The organism is Aliiroseovarius sp. ABM4_368 (assembly GCF_056161205.1).
The window spans coordinates 407,013-422,919 of the sequence record NZ_JBSWYR010000002.1; the positions used below are offsets into that span (position 1 = coordinate 407,013).

A 15,907-nucleotide genomic window follows, 5' to 3' on the forward strand; every position below is an offset into this window, starting at 1 on the left:
GGGACAAATATGGGCAAGACGGCGAAGATCAAAAAGCTGAAAAAAAAGGTGTCCAAGCTGAAGGCCAAACTGGCCGCAGCGAAGGATCACACGCATAAGGTTTCGCCGCTTGCGCCCTCTCGTTTTCCTGATCTGCCTGTGATTGCCGGGGCCAAGTTCTCGGCGGTGAAGGCAGGTGTAAAGTACCAAGATCGGCTGGATGTAATGCTGGCCGAGCTTCAACCGGGCACCACGATTGCAGGTGTGTTCACCAAATCCGCCACGCGATCAGCACCGGTTCTGGATTGTCAGGCCAAGCTGGGCGGTGCGTCGGACAAAGGTGCAGCTATCTTAGTCAACGCTGGCAACTCGAACGCCTTTACTGGGGCAACGGGTGACGGATCGGTTGCCGCCATCACCGAAGCCGTCGCAGGCGCACTTCAAGTCCCGCAGGACCGTGTCTTCACTGCATCCACCGGTGTGATTGGCGAACCGCTGCCCCATGATCGTATCACCGACAAGATTGACGAACTTAAGGGGCTTTTGGTTCCCGACGCGATGCAAGACGCCGCGCAGGCCATCCGCACCACTGACACTTTCCCCAAAGGCGCAAAAGCCGAGGTTCGGATCGGAGACCGAGTGGTGCACATCGCAGGGTTCGCCAAGGGTTCCGGCATGATTGCACCGGATATGGCCACAATGCTGGTTTTCATCTTCACCGATGCGAAGATCGCACAGGACGATCTGCAAGCGATGCTGTCGGACCTGAACGAGGACAGCTTCAACGCGATTACCGTGGACAGTGATACCTCGACCTCGGACACGCTGCTGCTGGCCGCGACCGGAGCATCAGATGTAGCCGTAGATCAGGACAACGCGGCCTTCCGCGCAGCGTTGAATGACGTGATGCTGGACTTGGCACATCAGGTGGTGCGCGATGGCGAAGGGGCCACCAAGTTTGTTGAAGTCCGCGTAACCGGTGCGAAATCGGACACGGATGCAAAGATCCACGCGCTGTCCATCGCTAACTCTCCTTTAGTGAAAACCGCCGTGGCGGGTGAAGATCCCAATTGGGGCCGCGTCGTCATGGCAATCGGAAAATCTGGCGCCTATGCCGACCGCGACAAGCTGTCGATCCGGTTCGGCGATATTTTGGTCGCGGAAGGCGGTTGGGTATCACCCGATTATCAGGAAGAGGCCGGAGCGGACTATATGAAGCAAGATAACCTACTGATAGACGTCGATCTGAGCGTCGGCGATGGTCAGGCCACCGTTTGGACCTGCGATCTGACCCACGCATATATCCAAATCAACGCGGATTATCGCTCGTGAAGACAGTTTTGGTTTCCGCCGTCGCCCTGATCGATCCCGATGGGCGTATCCTGCTGGCGCAACGGCCCGAAGGTAAATCCATGGCCGGTTTGTGGGAGTTTCCGGGCGGCAAGATCGAGCCCGGCGAAACGCCCGAAGCCGCATTAGTCCGTGAACTACACGAAGAACTGGGGATCGAGACATGGAACTCCTGTCTCGCTCCGCTGTCCTTCGCCAGCCACAGCTATGATGATTTCCACCTGCTGATGCCGCTCTTTGCCTGCCGCAAATGGAACGGCACGCCAACGCCGCGCGAGGGGCAGGTGTTGAAATGGGCGCGGGTGAACCAGCTGCGCGACTTTCCAATGCCGCCTGCGGACCTGCCGCTGATCCCGATATTACGCGATCTCTTATAGTTTACCGACGGTTAACACGTAATGTGATACACTGAACGCGTTCAGATTCCTTTATGGGGGTATCTCGTGCTTAGAACCATCATGATCGGTAACTACAGTATGGTGCAGGGCCAGTACGTTAAGACGTTGTCAGATGGCCGGATCGTTGTCCGTGTCGGACATCGCCTTCATAGCGGCGTACCCGTAACAGGCGACATGGCCGCCTAACGGGGACACCATTCTAGATGTATAGAAAAAGGGGACGGAAATCCGTCCCCTTTCCTTTTTTCTCAATCGGTTAGAGCGATCAATCCAGCGTACGCTCGACCTCTTCACGTTCGAAGATCTCGATCACGTCGCTTGGGCGGATGTCGTCATAGTTTTCAAACGCCATACCGCATTCTTGACCGGACAGAACCTCTTTCACTTCGTCTTTGAAGCGCTTCAGAGTTTTCAGCGTGCCTTCGTGGATCACCACGTTGTCGCGCAGCAGGCGTACGCCAGCCGAGCGGCGGGCGACGCCTTCGGTGACCAGACAGCCAGCAACCTTGCCAACGCCCGAAACCTTGAAGACTTCGCGGATTTCTGCGTAGCCGATGAAGTTCTCGCGAACCTCGGCAGACAACAGGCCCGAGGCCGCCGCTTTCACGTCATCCACAAGGTCATAGATGACCGAGTAGTACCGGATCTCGACGCCCTTTTGGTTGGCCGAGTTACGGGCCGAGGCGTTTGCGCGGACGTTGAAGCCGATAACCGGCGCGCCCGAGGCTTCCGCCAGACCCACATCGGTTTCCGTGATCGCGCCCACACCATAGTGCAGCACGCGCACGCGGACTTCGTCGTTGCCGATCTTTTCCATCGCTTGAACGATGGCTTCGGCAGAACCCTGCACGTCAGCTTTGACCAGAATGGGCAGTTCGGCCACATCCTTGTCGGCCTTCGCTTTGGCCATCATCTGTTCCAGAGTGGTCGCAGCACCAGCTGCAGCGCGCTTGTCCTTGGCGGCTTGTTCACGATACTCGGCAATTTCACGCGCCTGAGCTTCGGTTTCCACCACGTTCAGAACGTCGCCTGCTTCGGGTGTGCCGTTCAGGCCCAGAACCTCGACCGGAACCGAAGGGCCAGCTTCTTTCACGCGGTCGCCATGGTCGTTAACCAACGCGCGGACTTTACCCCACTGCTCGCCCACGACGAAAATGTCGCCCTGTTTCAGCGTCCCGTTCTGAACCAGAACGGTCGCAACCGGACCACGGCCCACATCAAGTTGGGCTTCGATCACTGCCCCAGATGCAGCGCGCGTCGGGTTGGCTTTCAGTTCCAGAATTTCCGACTGAAGCGCGATGGCTTCCAGCAGTTCATCCAGACCAGCGCCGGTGATGGCGGACACTTCCACGTCCTGCACGTCACCCGACATTTTCTCGACGATCACTTCATGCTGAAGCAGTTCGGCACGGACCTGATCGGGGTTCGCGGTCGGTTTGTCGCATTTGTTAATCGCAACAATCATCGGAACCTCAGCCGCTTTCGCGTGATTGATGGCTTCGATGGTCTGCGGCATGACGCTGTCATCAGCAGCCACAACCAGAACAACAATGTCCGTCACCTGCGCACCACGGGCCCGCATTGAGGTAAACGCAGCGTGGCCGGGCGTATCCAGGAAGCTCAGCGTCGTACCGCTGTCGGTTTTCACCTGATATGCACCGATATGCTGCGTGATGCCGCCAGCTTCACCAGCCGTTACTTTCGCATCGCGGATCGCATCCAGAAGCGAGGTTTTACCGTGGTCAACGTGGCCCATGATCGTAATGATCGGAGCGCGGTCTTGCAGGTCTTCCTCTTTATCCTCAACCGAGTCGATCACGTCTTCAACATCGGAATCCGATACGCGGACGATCTTGTGGCCAAATTCTTCGATGATCAGTTCAGCGGTGTCAGCGTCGATGGCTTGGTTCTGCGTCACCATCATGCCCATGTTCATGAGCGCTTTGACGACGTCCGCCACACGTTCTGCCATACGGTTGGCCAGTTCCGACACGATAATAGCTTCGGGGACCTGAACGTCGCGGATAACCTTTTCCCGCTCGACCGATTCACCCATGGCTTTCTGACGCGCACGCTCTTGCTTGCGACGCATTGAGGCGACCGAACGCTGACGGCCGTCACCGCCACGCATTGCTTGGTTCACAGTCAGCTTGCCCGAACGACGACCATCATCGCGGCCCTTGCCACGGTTCTGGCGGTCATTCGCGCCACCACGATCGTCTTTCTTGCGCGGAGCCGACGACGGTTTGCCGGTGCCACGCTGTTCAGCAGCCTGTGCAGCTGCCGGATCCGCTGCCGGGGCAGGGGCCGCTTTTGCACGGGTCTTAGCTTCTTCAGCTTCGCGTTTCTTGCGGGCTTCATCCTCAGCCTTGGCTTTCAGCGCTTCTTCGCGCTCGCGCTCGGCGCGTTCCTTGGCTTCGGCTTCTTCGCGACGACGCTTGCGCTCTTCCTCGCGTGCCTTTTCTTCGGCGGCGCGTTTTTCGGCTTCCTCGGCCTCGCGGGCTTTGGCGGCCTGAAGTGCCTTCATGCGGCGTTCCATCTCGGCATCCGAAATCCCGGCGGGACGCTTACGCGGATCACCACCAGCGGGCGCTGCGCTGGAACCACCAGCTGCCGCACCCGGCTTGGGCACGACAACGCGCTTGCGTTTCGTTTCGACCACGACGTTTTTGGTGCGCCCGTGGCTGAAGCTTTGCTTCACCTGGCCGGGGCGGCTTCCGCGCAGGCCAAGGGTCTTTTTGCCGTCATTATCGCTCATCTGGTCTTCGTACCTTTCCGGCGAGCCTTCCCGCCGTCGTTGTCTTGCACAACACGCATCGCTGTCAGTTTCTGGGCTTCCTCTACAACACGAGAGGCCAAACCGCCAGACGCAAGCGCGCCATGTATCACATTTTCACGTCCAAACGCCAAACCCAGCTCGTCGCCGGTCAGACATTCAATAAACCGTCCCTCTTCGCGGGGCGGTCTGAGCTTCGATTTTCCGCGCTCGGACCCGTCCGAGGCTTGGATCAAGACTTTGGCCTTATCTTTCATCAGCCAGTCTTTAACTTTCTCATACCCAGCGACCGCTTGGCCCGCCTTGCGCGCCATCGCAATCAGATGGACCACCCGATCTGCATAGCTACGCTCGAGCAACTCAAGCAGGCCATCGGGCACTGTGACCTGCTTGCGCGCGGCGCGCGAAAACAGGCCTTTCTTTATCGCCGTGGCAATCGCCGCACGGTTGGCAGCGACATAGATCCCACGACCCGGCAGTTTGCCCAACAAGTCAGGCACCACCATGTCATCTGGCCCCACCACAAAGCGGATCAACCCGGCCTTTGGCTGGGTTTCACCAGTTGCGATGCAACGCCGTTCGGGCTCTTCCGGCCGCTTTTTTTGTCCGCCGCGCGTCATGCGTCGCCCTCTGAGGCCCGAGGATCAGGCCTCGGCCCCTTCTTCTGCGGCTTCAGCTTCTTCTTCACCTTCGGCAGCCTCGGCCTCCAGTTCGGTCGGATCGACCCAACCCAAAAGAACACGAGCTGTCATGACCATATCTTGCGCGTCTTCCAGCGAGATGCCGAATTTTTCAAGCGAACCATCGTCCTTGATGCGTTCGCCATCCACAGTGGTCCAGCCGCCAGCCAGTTCCCAGTCTGCACAGGTTGCGAAATCTTCCAGCGACTTCACACCATCTTCGGCCAAAGCCTCGACCATCTGGGCAGTCAAACCTTCAAACGCGATCAGGCTGTCTTCGACACCCATTGCACGGGCGTTTTCCAGCGCCTTGGCTGCCTGAGCTTCCAGATATTCGCGGGCACGGGTCTGCAATTCGTTGGCGGTGCCTTCGTCGACACCGTCGATGACCAGAAGTTCATCCACCTCGACATAGGCGACTTCTTCCAAGTTGGTGAAGCCTTCCGAAACCAATAGCTGGGCAAAGAACTCGTCCAGATCAAGGGTCTCCATGAACAAAGCGGTGCGTTCAGCGAATTCTTTCTGGCGACGTTCGCTTTCTTCGGCCTCGGTCATGATGTCGATATCAAGGTTGGTCAGCTGCGACGCCAGACGGACGTTTTGACCGCGGCGGCCAATGGCCAACGACAGCTGTTCGTCAGGCACAACCACTTCGATTTTGCCAGCTTCTTCGTCCAGAACAACCTTGGACACTTCAGCAGGCTGAAGCGCGTTCACAAGGAAGGTCGGCTGATCTTCGTTCCACGGGATGATATCGATTTTTTCGCCCTGAAGCTCGTTCACAACGGCCTGCACACGCGAACCGCGCATACCAACACAGGCGCCAACCGGGTCGATCGAGCCGTCATAGGAAATCACGGCGATCTTCGCGCGCGAACCGGGGTCACGGGCCACGGCCTTGATCTCGATGATGCCGTCATAAATCTCCGGTACTTCCATCTTGAACAGCTCGGCCATGAATTCCGGCGCGGTGCGCGACAGGAAGATCTGAGGACCACGGGTCTCGCGGCGGACATCTTTGATGTAGCAGCGGATACGGTCGTTCGGACGATAGCTTTCGCGGCCAATCTTTTCGTTGCGACGCAGGATGGCTTCGCCAGCACCCACGTCCACGATAACGTTGCCGTATTCTTCGCGCTTGACCTGACCGTTGATGATGGTGCCGGCGCGGTCTTTGAATTCTTCGTACTGACGATCACGTTCAGCTTCGCGCACCTTCTGCAAGATCACCTGCTTGGCGGACTGGGCAGCAATACGGCCCATTTCAACCGGCGGAACTTCTTCGCTGAACACGTCGCCCACTTCGGGGTTTTCCATGTACTGCTTGGCCTGGTCGACGGTGAATTCAGCCTGATAGTTTTCCAGCTCTTCATCCGCAACAACAGTGCGCACGCGGGTGAAAGTGGCGCGACCGGTCTTGCGGTCGATGGACACGCGGATGTCCATTTCGGCGCCATAGCGCGACTTGGCTGCGCGGGCCAGGCTTTCTTCCATCGCCTCGATGACCAGCGCAGGGTCGATCATCTTTTCGCGGGCGACAGCCTCGGCGGTTTGCAAAAGCTCAAGCTGGTTAGCAGAAGTAATTGCCATTCTCAGTCCTCCTCGGAACCGGTGATTTCTTGAATTTCATCAAATTGGGCTTCGTCGATCTGACCTGCATCCTTGCGCTGACGCAGCGCCTCGCGGATCAGTTCGTCGGTCAGAACCAGCTTGGCATCTGCCAGCCAGTCAAAATCAAGGCCAATCGTGACCTCTTCGCCCTGGTTCTCGATCTCGATCAGAACCTCGTTTCCTTCCACGCCCGCAAGGTTGCCCTTGAAGCGCTTGCGCCCGTCGATCAGTTCAGACGTCTCGATCTTGGCGACATATCCCGACCACATGTCGAAATCCTTCAGACGGGTAAGCGGACGGTCAATACCGGGCGAGCCGACTTCAAGCGCATAGTTTTCTTCGATCGGGTCTTCAACATCCAAGATCGCGCTCAGCGCGGTCGAGATCTGGGCGCAATCGTCAACTTCGATCCCGCCCTCAGGGCGCTCGGCCATAATCTGCAGCGTGGGCGTATTGCCGCCCATCAGCCGCAGACGCACCAATTCGAACCCCATGTCTTCGATCACGGGGCTGACGATCTCGGCCAGTCGACGGTCAATCGCGGATTTTGCAACAAGGTTGCTCACACGTATCTCCAAAACAAAAAAACGGGCCAGCGGGCCCGTCGGATTTTTCCGGTGGAGCTTCGGGGGTGGAGGCCGAAGCGCCGCTGTTGAATTGGGATATAGGGGAAAGCGGGTGAGTCTGCAAGCCTTACACGTCAGGCTTCCGTGCGATTAGGAAAAGCGCCGCAATTTTGCCCTTGGGACGCCAGTCTTCGACAATCTCGAACCCGGCGTCGCGCATCATCTGGCGCAGGTCATTTTCAGTAAACCACGCAAGCTGCGGAAATTTACCCAGTGCCTGACCAATCGGCGCAATGAATTTCAGCCACCAGATCATCCCCACGCAGGTGGTCGAGCTGACGAACAGCCCGCCGGACTTCAATGCGCCGTACATCTTTTCGATTGCCGCTTTCGGATCAGACAAAAGGTGCAGCGCCGAATGCGCCTGGACCATGTCAAACCTGCCGGGCTCCAACGACATTTCGTCGATATCTGCGACCTGAAAACTCAGGTTGTCGGGCGCTTCTTTGGCCTGCGCAATCTCGATCATCCGCTCTGAGATATCGACAGCCAGATACTGTGCCACATACGGGGCGTGCAGGATCGCGGTGCTGCCGGTTCCACAACCGATTTCCAGAACGGACATATCCGGGCGGAAATGATCCCGCGTCAGCTTCAGCTTGTGTTCATAGGGCGCCATATCCGCAATCGGATCCTTGGCGTATTTATCCGCAATCTTGTCCCAGAACTTGGCTTTCTGCATGGGTGCAATCCTTTGCAACGGGGCCAATAAAGTTAAAGCGCCAACGCCTCGCGCTGGGTCGACAGTTTCTCCATCACCGTGACCAGTTCATCCGCGATGCCGCGTTCCGACAGAGCGTGCCCGGCCAGATGGATCATCCGCAGGTCGGAAGCGGGCCAGAGGCGGTGCAGCTCCCACGACATTTTCGGCGGGCATATCATATCGTGACGGCCTTGGACGATGGTGCCGGGGATGTGTGCAATGCGCTTCATGTCGCGCAAGATTTTGCCGTCTTCATCCAGAAATGCACCATGTCGGAAATAGTGGTTCTCGAGCCGCGCAAAGGCGCGGGCGTACTCCGCCGGGCTGTCAATCGTCACACCAATGTTGTGGATCGAGGCCAAGGCGTTTTCCCACCCGGTCCATGCGCGGGCAAAGCGAGCCTCTTCGGCATAGTTTCCGGAAAACAACCGCCGATTATAGGCGCTGATCATGTCATGGCGCTCGGACTCGGGGATCAGGTTTTCGAAACGCTCCCACAGCTCGGGCCAGAACCGCCCAGCGCCGCCGCCATAGAACCAATCAAGCTCGGATTTCGTGGCAAGGAACACGCCGCGCAGAACCAAATGGGCAACACGGGACGGATGCGCCTGCGCATAGATCAGGGACAGCGTCGCCCCCCAGCTTCCGCCGAACACAATCCAGCGTTCAATGCCCAGCATCGCGCGAATCTGTTCGATGTCGCGCACCAGATGCCAAGTTGTGTTGTGATCAATGCTCGCATGAGGCCGCGACCGCCCGCAGCCACGTTGGTCAAACAGAATGATATGGTAAAGCCGCGGGTTAAAGAACCGCCGCATCGCGGGGGAAGACCCACCGCCGGGTCCGCCGTGCAGAACCACAACGGGAATACCATCAGGATTGCCCGATTGTTCCACATAAATCTTGTGGCCGTCGCCCACATCCAGCATATGCCGGTCAAACGGGTCGATCGAGGGATACAACCTTGCGGCTGCGCTGTTTTTTCCTGCGGCCTTATCCATAAGACCTCTATATAATGACCACGACGTGCCCGCCATCAGAAAGAAGGTATCCGATGACTACCGAACACCAGACCACCGTCGATCCCGCCGAAGTCGCCAAATTCGAGGCGATGGCCGCCGAATGGTGGGATCCCACAGGCAAGTTCAAACCGCTTCATATGATGAACCCGGTGCGTCTGGATTATATCACAAACCAGATCGCTGCTGAATTTGGGCGTGATTTGAACGATACGGAGCCCTTCAAAGGTTTGCGCCTGCTGGATATCGGCTGTGGCGGGGGGCTGCTGTCGGAACCGATGGCCCGGCTTGGCGCCACGGTGGTTGGGGCGGACGCGGCCGCAGGCAATATCCCTGTCGCACAGGTCCATGCCGAACAGATGGGGCTGGAGATTGATTACCGCAATTGCACCGCTGAAAGCCTTGCAGACGCCGGCGAGCAGTTCGACGTGGTTCTGAACATGGAAGTGGTCGAACATGTTTCCGACCCGCTGGCATATTTGACAGCCTGCCAACAATTGCTGAAGCCAGGCGGCCTTATGGTGGCCTCGACCATCAATCGCAATCCGAAAAGCTATATGGTCGCGATCATCGGGGCCGAACACGTGATGCGCTGGTTGCCAAAAGGCACGCATGAATGGTCGAAGTTCATTAAACCTGACGAGTTGGCAAATCTGATCGCCAGCGCCGGTCTGAACGTAGTGGACCGTATAGGAATGGTCTTCAACCCGCTGGGTTGGAGCTGGTCGTTGTCATCGCAAGACTTGTCGGTGAACTATGCCATGACCTCGGTGAAGCCTAAGTAAGGGGTGGCCGATAGGCGCTTATTGTCGTCTCGGCCAATTCGAACCCAGCGCGCCGGTATAGCCGTCCAGCGTCACCGTCCGACTGCGCGACAATCACTGGCTGCGCGTTCAAAGCACGACCCTGCGCCCAATCAAGACTTGCACAAAGAAGCGCCGAACATATGCCACGTCGGCGATATGCCTCGTGTGTTTGAACGGACTGATATCGGATCAACCGTTCGTTATGAAAGATGCCCATGTCGCCAGCCAGAGTATCGCCGTCGAATGCGCCAAACCACTGGCCCAGCCCTTTCGAAATCTGACTTTGGCGGGCCGCTGATTTATTCTTCAAAAACGAGTCTATTCCAGCCTCAGGCACATTATCTTTCAGCAAGTCCGCACGCCCAATAGCTTCGCTTTGACGCCAATCAGATGCCGAGTGTAGCGGGCGGATGCTGATCCCTTCTGGTACATCCACACGCTTCAGATCCTGCCGAAGCGCCAACACGTCGGCTTCCTCTATGCGAAGCGTGGTTGGCGCGAAAACGTCCTTCACCGACTGCAAGCTCAGGTTAGGAATATCCCAGCTGATACATATGTGCTTGGCGTCAGGCAGATCCGCGTGAAATTGATCGATCAGGTCACCCGAAGATTTCGGGGGATCATAGAAAACAACGCGATTGCCAAACCAGAAATTGGGTTCCTCGGGGGTGCGTTGAACGAAGCGGTCGTCAAACCTCTGGATCTCGGTCTGGCCATCCTGAACCATCAGGTCCGTTGCAAACTCCAGCGATTTCATTCGACTTCGCTTAGAATCTTACGCATGTCACGCAAGACTGGCAGAACATTGCGGACGTTATCCGCACCAATCTGGCGAACCATGTTCGAAATGATCGGCGTGATCGCCGCCAGCGCTGCATCCCGCGCCGCTTTACCGGCAGGCGAAATTGTGACGAACTTGCGCCGGGCGTCGTCCCAGTCAGGCCGAATATGCACATGACCTGCCCATTCCAGCTTGCTCAGCGTGTTGGTCATTGCACCACGGGTAACGTGAAACGATTTGGCAAGCTGTGCGGGGCTTTTCTCTTCCCCCACGCGGGCCAGATGGTTCAGCACGGAAAAATGGCTTAGCTCCATTCCCTTGGGCAGCGCTTTCGACAGACGGTTACGCGCCAACTGGTCGGCCATGAACATCTCACTGAACAGAGCGACAGACAGGGTTTCAGCAGAGCTTTCGGACATCAGGGGCCTTTGAATACTCGATCATGCGACAAGGATGGAACGCGTTGGCGCGACCTTCCCACGTCTGCAAGGTCAAGATCAACCTTTGTGATGCCCGGTGCGACACCAGCGTCGGCCAAAATTTCGCCCCAAGGGGACACAACCAGCGAATGGCCGTAAGTTGCGCGTTTCGGGCTATGCTGACCGCACATCGCCGGAGCCAGAATAAACACCCCGTTTTCAATCGCGCGGGCACGCAGAAGGCTTTCCCAATGAGCCTCACCCGTGACGGGCGAAAACGCGGCGGGCACCGTGATTATCTGCGCCCCAGACTTGGCCAATGCGCGATAAAGATGCGGAAAACGCATGTCATAGCAGATAGTCATGCCGATCGGGCAGAACTCGGTCTGCGCCACCACGGCGCGGTCTCCGGGACGATAGCCTGCGCTCTCGCGATAGCTTTCAGTCGCATCAATCTGCACATCAAACATGTGGATCTTGTCATAGCGCGCGACAATGTCCCCAATCGGAGAGATCATGAAAGACCGGTTGGCAAAGCGCCCATCGGGATCATCAGTTTTCAGCGCCAGCGATCCAATCAGCAGCCAGATGCCCAGCGCATGCGCCTCGTGCCGCAGGGCGGCAAGTGTGGGGTCATCAGCTTCGTGATGCAGAACAGTTTGCTGATGGCGTCGGCTTGTCGAAATAATGTTCGACACTTCAGGCGTCAGAACAAACTCGGCCCCGTCATTAGCAGCCTGCCGCACCATGTCGCGCAATAGCCCAAGGTTTGCAGCCGGTTCATCCCCGGCCGTAAACTGGATCAGCGCGATGCGCACAGGTCAGCCCTCCAACAGCGGATCAAGCTTTCCACTGCGTTCGAGGTCATACAGGTCGTCGCACCCACCCACATGAATGTCCCCGACAAAGATCTGGGGCACGGTGTGCCGGCCATTCGCACGCGACATCATTTCCTGCTTCTTAGCAGGCTTCATCATCACGTCGATTTCTTCGAATTTGACATTCTTGCTGTTCAGCAGCCGCTTGGCCGCGTGGCAGAAACCACAAAGCGGCGAGGTATAAATCGTGACCGGTTGCATGGGACCCTTCCTTCCTTGCCGTTCCGCCTTTTTGCAGAACTATAGGCAATTAGGCGTCGCGGGTCACGCGCGCAAGGGACAGAACGCGCACAGAACTCGCACCTGCGGTAACAGCTGCGTGTGCAGCGGCGTGAAATGTCGCGCCAGACGTCATGACATCATCTAGCAACAACACATCCCGGCCCTGCAAAATCGCACCATATTTAGGATGCATCGCGATGGCCTGATCCATGTTCGCGAACCGATCTTCTACACCCATCCCGTCATGCACAGCAGTGCGGCGCGGTCGGGTCAGGGCCTGAGGTGCATGCATCAACCCAGTTTCACGCGCCAGCGCCCGCCCCAGCTCGGCCGATTGGTTGTATCGCCGCTTCAACCGTCGGGTCCAATGGATCGGAATCGGCACGATCACCATCTCATCTTGCAGAACGTCATCTGCTGCCCGTGCCAGCCACGGGGCGAAACTGCGTGCAAGCTCGGGCCGGTCGCCGTGCTTCAAGGCAAGGATCATCCGACGCGCATTGTCGCGATAAAGCAGCGCGGATCGCCCCTGTGCCCATGGCCTTTGTCGTGTCATACAGGCATCGCAATGTACGATATTGCCGTCGTCTTCGCCGGGCAGGGGCTCTCCGCACAAGTCACAGGACAGACCAGTGATAAAGGGGGTGTCGCGCCAGCATTCCGCACAAAGCGCAAAATCCTTATCCGTCGACGCATCGCAACTGATGCATTGCGGAGGATAGATCAGATGCAGCGCTGATTGCATTTTCGCCCTTTCCAACTATGGTCCGCCGCCATGAGATTGCCTGACGACACGCCGCCCAAGCTGACCAACCGCGACCAACTGGCCCAAAGCCGCCGCCGCGCGACCGCGGACGGCATGTTCCTGCAAGAACTGGCAGCGGACGAGGTGCAGGATCGCCTGACAGAGGTTAACAGAACGTTTACCAAACCTGCGATTGTCACCGGTTTCCCCGAAGTGTGGGCCAAAAGCTTCCCTGATGCGGTAATCGTGCCCGATGACGACATACTGTCGCTGGAACCGGGCGTGCATGATTTGGTGATCCACGGGTTGTCGCTGCATTGGGCCAACGACCCGGTAGGGCAGATCATCCAAAGCCGCCGCGCTCTGATCAATGACGGCATGTTCATGGGCGTGATGTTCGGCGGGCAAACCCTGTCCGAACTCCGCGCCATTTTGTCCGAGGTCGAAGTCACCCGCACCGGTGGCCTGTCACCCCGTGTCGTCCCGATGGGCGAAATCCGTGACCTCGGCGCGCTGCTTCAGCGTGCAGGTCTTGCGTTGCCCGTCGCGGACAGCGCTTTGCGGCAGGTGACATATACAGATTCCTATGCGCTGATGCGCGATCTGCGCGCGATGGGAGAGCGAAATGCGCTGGAACAGAGACTAACTTCACCTTTGAGCCGTGCTTTCTTTGACGATGTCAAAACTCGCTATGCACAGCACTTTCCAGCGGGCGACAACCGTATAACAGCAAGCTTCGAGATGATCTTTCTGACCGGCTGGGCGCCTGATGAAAGCCAGCAGAAACCCTTGCGCCCCGGATCCGCCGCAGCCCGTTTGGCCGACGCCTTGGGCACGGATGAGACCAAATTGTCCAATTGACCTGAAATTTAATCCCTTTAAGTGATCTGAGACGCGAACAAGGACGTAGCCATGATTATGCAAAAGCCAACAGATCATCCCAAGACCCCCGCCCGCAAAGTCGGCGTTTTGTTTGCCAATCTCGGCACGCCCGACGGATATGACTATTGGTCGATGCGCCGTTATCTGAGCGAGTTTCTATCGGACAAGCGTGTCATCGACTATCCGGCGTGGAAGTGGCAGCCGATCCTTCAGGCCATAATCCTGACAAAACGCCCGAAATCATCGGGCGAAGCGTATAAGTCGATCTGGAATGAAGAGCTGAACGAAAGCCCTTTGATGACGATTACGAAGGCGCAAGTGGGTAAGTTGCGCGCCGCATTGGAAGCTAAATACGGCGCCGAGGTCATGGTCGATTTCTGTATGCGTTATGGTAACCCGTCAACCAAGTCGAAAGTATCCGAAATGGTGGCTGCGGGCTGTGACCGGATCCTCTTCTTCCCACTTTATCCGCAATATGCCGGCGCCACGATGGGCACCGCGAACGACCAATTCTTCCGCGCCCTGATGGACGAGACTTGGCAACCCGCCTCGCGCACGATCGAGCCATATTTCGACGATCCCGCCTATATCGACGCTTTGGCGCAGTCGGTGGAAAGGGGCTATGCCACGATGGATACGAAGCCTGACCTGCTGGTCGTATCCTATCACGGGATGCCGAAACGCTATCTGATGCAAGGCGACCCCTATCACTGCCAGTGTCAGAAAAGCACCCGCCTGTTGAAAGAGCGGTTGGGCTGGGATGACGACGCCATCACCACGACCTTCCAATCGGTCTTTGGCCCGGAAGAATGGCTGAAACCCTACACGGTCGAAGAAGTCGCCCGTCTGGCTGAAAGCGGTAAGAAAAACATCGCGGTTATTGCACCTGCGTTTTCTGCCGACTGCATCGAGACGCTGGAAGAAATTCAGGAAGAGATCCAAGAAGCCTTTGTCGAGGCCGGGGGTGAAAGCTTCACATATATTCCCTGCCTGAATGATGACGACGCGCATATCGAAGCGCTGATCGGCGTGGCCCAGCGCAATCTGGGAGGGTGGCTGGAATAGTCTCTAATCCACCTGCCAACCATGTTCACGCAGGCGCGCCAGAAATGCATCGCCCACATTTTCTTCATCTGCTTTGATCGCGTTTTGGGTCGTAAACCAGTGCAAATAAGCATCAAAGTCAGGTCGCCTGTCCGGGATGGTGCGAAAGGCGTCATCCACGCCCTGAGAATGCACATTCGATGCGATATGGTGGAAGTCCGACCGCCCATACAGAACCGCAGGCTTGTGATGAAAGAACCCAAAAAGCGCAGCCGACGAGTTCTGACTTACGACAAATCGGCACGTTTTTAGGGCGTCGTTCATTTGCCCGGTCACAACTGACAAGCGCGGGTAATCGTCGCAGAGCTTTGCCAGCATGGCATGTTCGTCGTTAGAATGTTCCTCGTTCGGGTGAAGGCCTGCCAGAACGCTTTGCTCTGGGAAACGTACCAGAACATCTTCCAGCATTTGCTGGGGGCTTGCCGCCTGAAAGCTACGATGCAGTAACAAACGCCCCTGAAGCGGAACATAAATCGGGCCGTCGAATGACACCTGATCCAGCGAAGTCTTGAAAAGCCAGCGCCGCCATTTTGCGGCCCAATCGGCCACATGATCCTGATCATGCTCTTCGGTGCGGAACTGTGCACGGGCGACATCGAACTCCCACCGCTCGGCAGTTTTTTCGATGCGCCAAAAGGGAAAAATATAGGCAAGCCTCAAGCTTAGCGCGCGATCATGAAACGGGTCTTGCATGTGAAACAGGGAATAGCCGTTTCGTTGCGCGGATTTCAGGCGTTCTTCGTCACTATCCCTGCGCAATTCGACCCGAAAACCCTGACGTTCCAACGCCTGACTGATCACCGAAACAACGCGAAACTTACCAGCCCGAGCACGTTGAAGCTCTGATCGGTTTAGGTAAATGCGAAGAACTTTTGCGTGGCGCATACGTCAGTGATCAAAGTAATGAATAGCCTGCAACATTACACGT

The 15,907-nt window shown here is 57.3% G+C and carries 17 protein-coding genes; 5 read left to right on the plus strand and 12 right to left on the minus strand.

Going from position 1 to position 15,907, the window contains the following annotated elements:
• Nucleotides 1-9: 9 nt before the first annotated feature.
• Nucleotides 10-1,311 carry a bifunctional glutamate N-acetyltransferase/amino-acid acetyltransferase ArgJ gene (gene argJ / locus ACXAH3_RS07890; RefSeq protein WP_474861526.1) on the plus strand — a complete coding sequence of 434 codons (1,302 nt, stop codon included), beginning with the start codon at nt 10-12 and terminating at the stop codon, nt 1,309-1,311.
• Nucleotides 1,308-1,706 (plus strand): 8-oxo-dGTP diphosphatase MutT, encoded by a 399-nt coding sequence (mutT, locus tag ACXAH3_RS07895; protein WP_474861527.1) that lies wholly within the window; start codon nt 1,308-1,310, stop codon nt 1,704-1,706. Before argJ ends, mutT begins: the two co-directional genes overlap by 4 nt.
• Before the next feature lie 286 nt (nt 1,707-1,992).
• Here mutT and infB read toward each other — a convergent pair whose 3' ends face one another.
• The 6 genes from infB to pip form a co-directional block, all read right to left on the minus strand.
• Nucleotides 1,993-4,485 (minus strand): translation initiation factor IF-2, encoded by a 2,493-nt coding sequence (infB, locus tag ACXAH3_RS07900; RefSeq protein WP_474861528.1) that lies wholly within the window; start codon nt 4,483-4,485, stop codon nt 1,993-1,995.
• The gene (locus ACXAH3_RS07905) at nt 4,482-5,123 is read right to left on the minus strand and encodes an RNA-binding protein (protein WP_474861529.1); all 642 of its coding nucleotides are present in this window, start codon (nt 5,121-5,123) and stop codon (nt 4,482-4,484) included. Before ACXAH3_RS07905 ends, infB begins: the two co-directional genes overlap by 4 nt.
• Nucleotides 5,124-5,147: 24 nt before the next feature.
• Nucleotides 5,148-6,773: a transcription termination factor NusA gene (gene nusA, locus ACXAH3_RS07910; RefSeq protein WP_474861530.1), complete on the minus strand. Its 1,626-nt coding sequence runs from the start codon at nt 6,771-6,773 to the stop codon at nt 5,148-5,150.
• Between the two features lie 2 nt (nt 6,774-6,775).
• On the minus strand, nt 6,776-7,360 hold the full coding sequence (gene rimP / locus ACXAH3_RS07915) for a ribosome maturation factor RimP (RefSeq protein WP_474861531.1): 585 nt from the start codon (nt 7,358-7,360) through the stop codon (nt 6,776-6,778).
• Nucleotides 7,361-7,487: 127 nt separating this feature from the next.
• Complete coding sequence (locus ACXAH3_RS07920) at nt 7,488-8,102, minus strand: class I SAM-dependent methyltransferase (RefSeq protein WP_474861532.1); 615 nt, start codon at nt 8,100-8,102, stop codon at nt 7,488-7,490.
• Nucleotides 8,103-8,134: 32 nt separating this feature from the next.
• Nucleotides 8,135-9,124 (minus strand): prolyl aminopeptidase, encoded by a 990-nt coding sequence (gene pip / locus ACXAH3_RS07925; protein ID WP_474861533.1) that lies wholly within the window; start codon nt 9,122-9,124, stop codon nt 8,135-8,137.
• 53 nt (nt 9,125-9,177) lie between these two features.
• Between pip and ubiG the strand changes: the two genes are divergently transcribed.
• Nucleotides 9,178-9,927, plus strand: a complete 750-nt coding sequence (gene ubiG, locus ACXAH3_RS07930; protein ID WP_474861534.1) for a bifunctional 2-polyprenyl-6-hydroxyphenol methylase/3-demethylubiquinol 3-O-methyltransferase UbiG — start codon at nt 9,178-9,180, stop codon at nt 9,925-9,927.
• Here the strand turns inward: ubiG and ACXAH3_RS07935 are convergent.
• The 5 genes from ACXAH3_RS07935 to ACXAH3_RS07955 are packed head-to-tail and all read right to left on the minus strand — an operon-like array spanning nt 9,920 to nt 12,993.
• Entirely contained in the window at nt 9,920-10,705 is a 786-nt protein-coding gene (locus ACXAH3_RS07935) for a GNAT family N-acetyltransferase (RefSeq protein WP_474861535.1), read from the minus strand. The genes ubiG and ACXAH3_RS07935 overlap by 8 nt on opposite strands.
• Nucleotides 10,702-11,148 (minus strand): MarR family winged helix-turn-helix transcriptional regulator, encoded by a 447-nt coding sequence (locus tag ACXAH3_RS07940; RefSeq protein ID WP_474861536.1) that lies wholly within the window; start codon nt 11,146-11,148, stop codon nt 10,702-10,704. The genes ACXAH3_RS07935 and ACXAH3_RS07940 overlap by 4 nt, the downstream gene beginning before the upstream one ends.
• Nucleotides 11,148-11,966: a carbon-nitrogen hydrolase family protein gene (locus ACXAH3_RS07945; protein ID WP_474861537.1), complete on the minus strand. Its 819-nt coding sequence runs from the start codon at nt 11,964-11,966 to the stop codon at nt 11,148-11,150. Before ACXAH3_RS07945 ends, ACXAH3_RS07940 begins: the two co-directional genes overlap by 1 nt.
• A gap of 3 nt (nt 11,967-11,969) precedes the next feature.
• Entirely contained in the window at nt 11,970-12,227 is a 258-nt protein-coding gene (gene grxC / locus ACXAH3_RS07950) for a glutaredoxin 3 (RefSeq protein WP_474861538.1), read from the minus strand.
• Between the two features lie 49 nt (nt 12,228-12,276).
• On the minus strand, nt 12,277-12,993 hold the full coding sequence (locus tag ACXAH3_RS07955; RefSeq protein ID WP_474861539.1) for a double zinc ribbon domain-containing protein: 717 nt from the start codon (nt 12,991-12,993) through the stop codon (nt 12,277-12,279).
• Between the two features lie 30 nt (nt 12,994-13,023).
• On the opposite strand from ACXAH3_RS07955, the gene ACXAH3_RS07960 reads away from it, so the two are divergent.
• Nucleotides 13,024-13,854 (plus strand): methyltransferase domain-containing protein, encoded by an 831-nt coding sequence (locus ACXAH3_RS07960; RefSeq protein WP_474861540.1) that lies wholly within the window; start codon nt 13,024-13,026, stop codon nt 13,852-13,854.
• A 51-nt stretch (nt 13,855-13,905) separates the two neighbouring features.
• Entirely contained in the window at nt 13,906-14,940 is a 1,035-nt protein-coding gene (hemH, locus tag ACXAH3_RS07965) for a ferrochelatase (protein ID WP_474861541.1), read from the plus strand.
• 3 nt (nt 14,941-14,943) lie between these two features.
• Here the strand turns inward: hemH and ACXAH3_RS07970 are convergent, their stop codons facing one another.
• Nucleotides 14,944-15,864, minus strand: a complete 921-nt coding sequence (locus ACXAH3_RS07970) for a hypothetical protein (RefSeq protein ID WP_474861542.1) — start codon at nt 15,862-15,864, stop codon at nt 14,944-14,946.
• Nucleotides 15,865-15,907 lie beyond the last annotated feature (43 nt).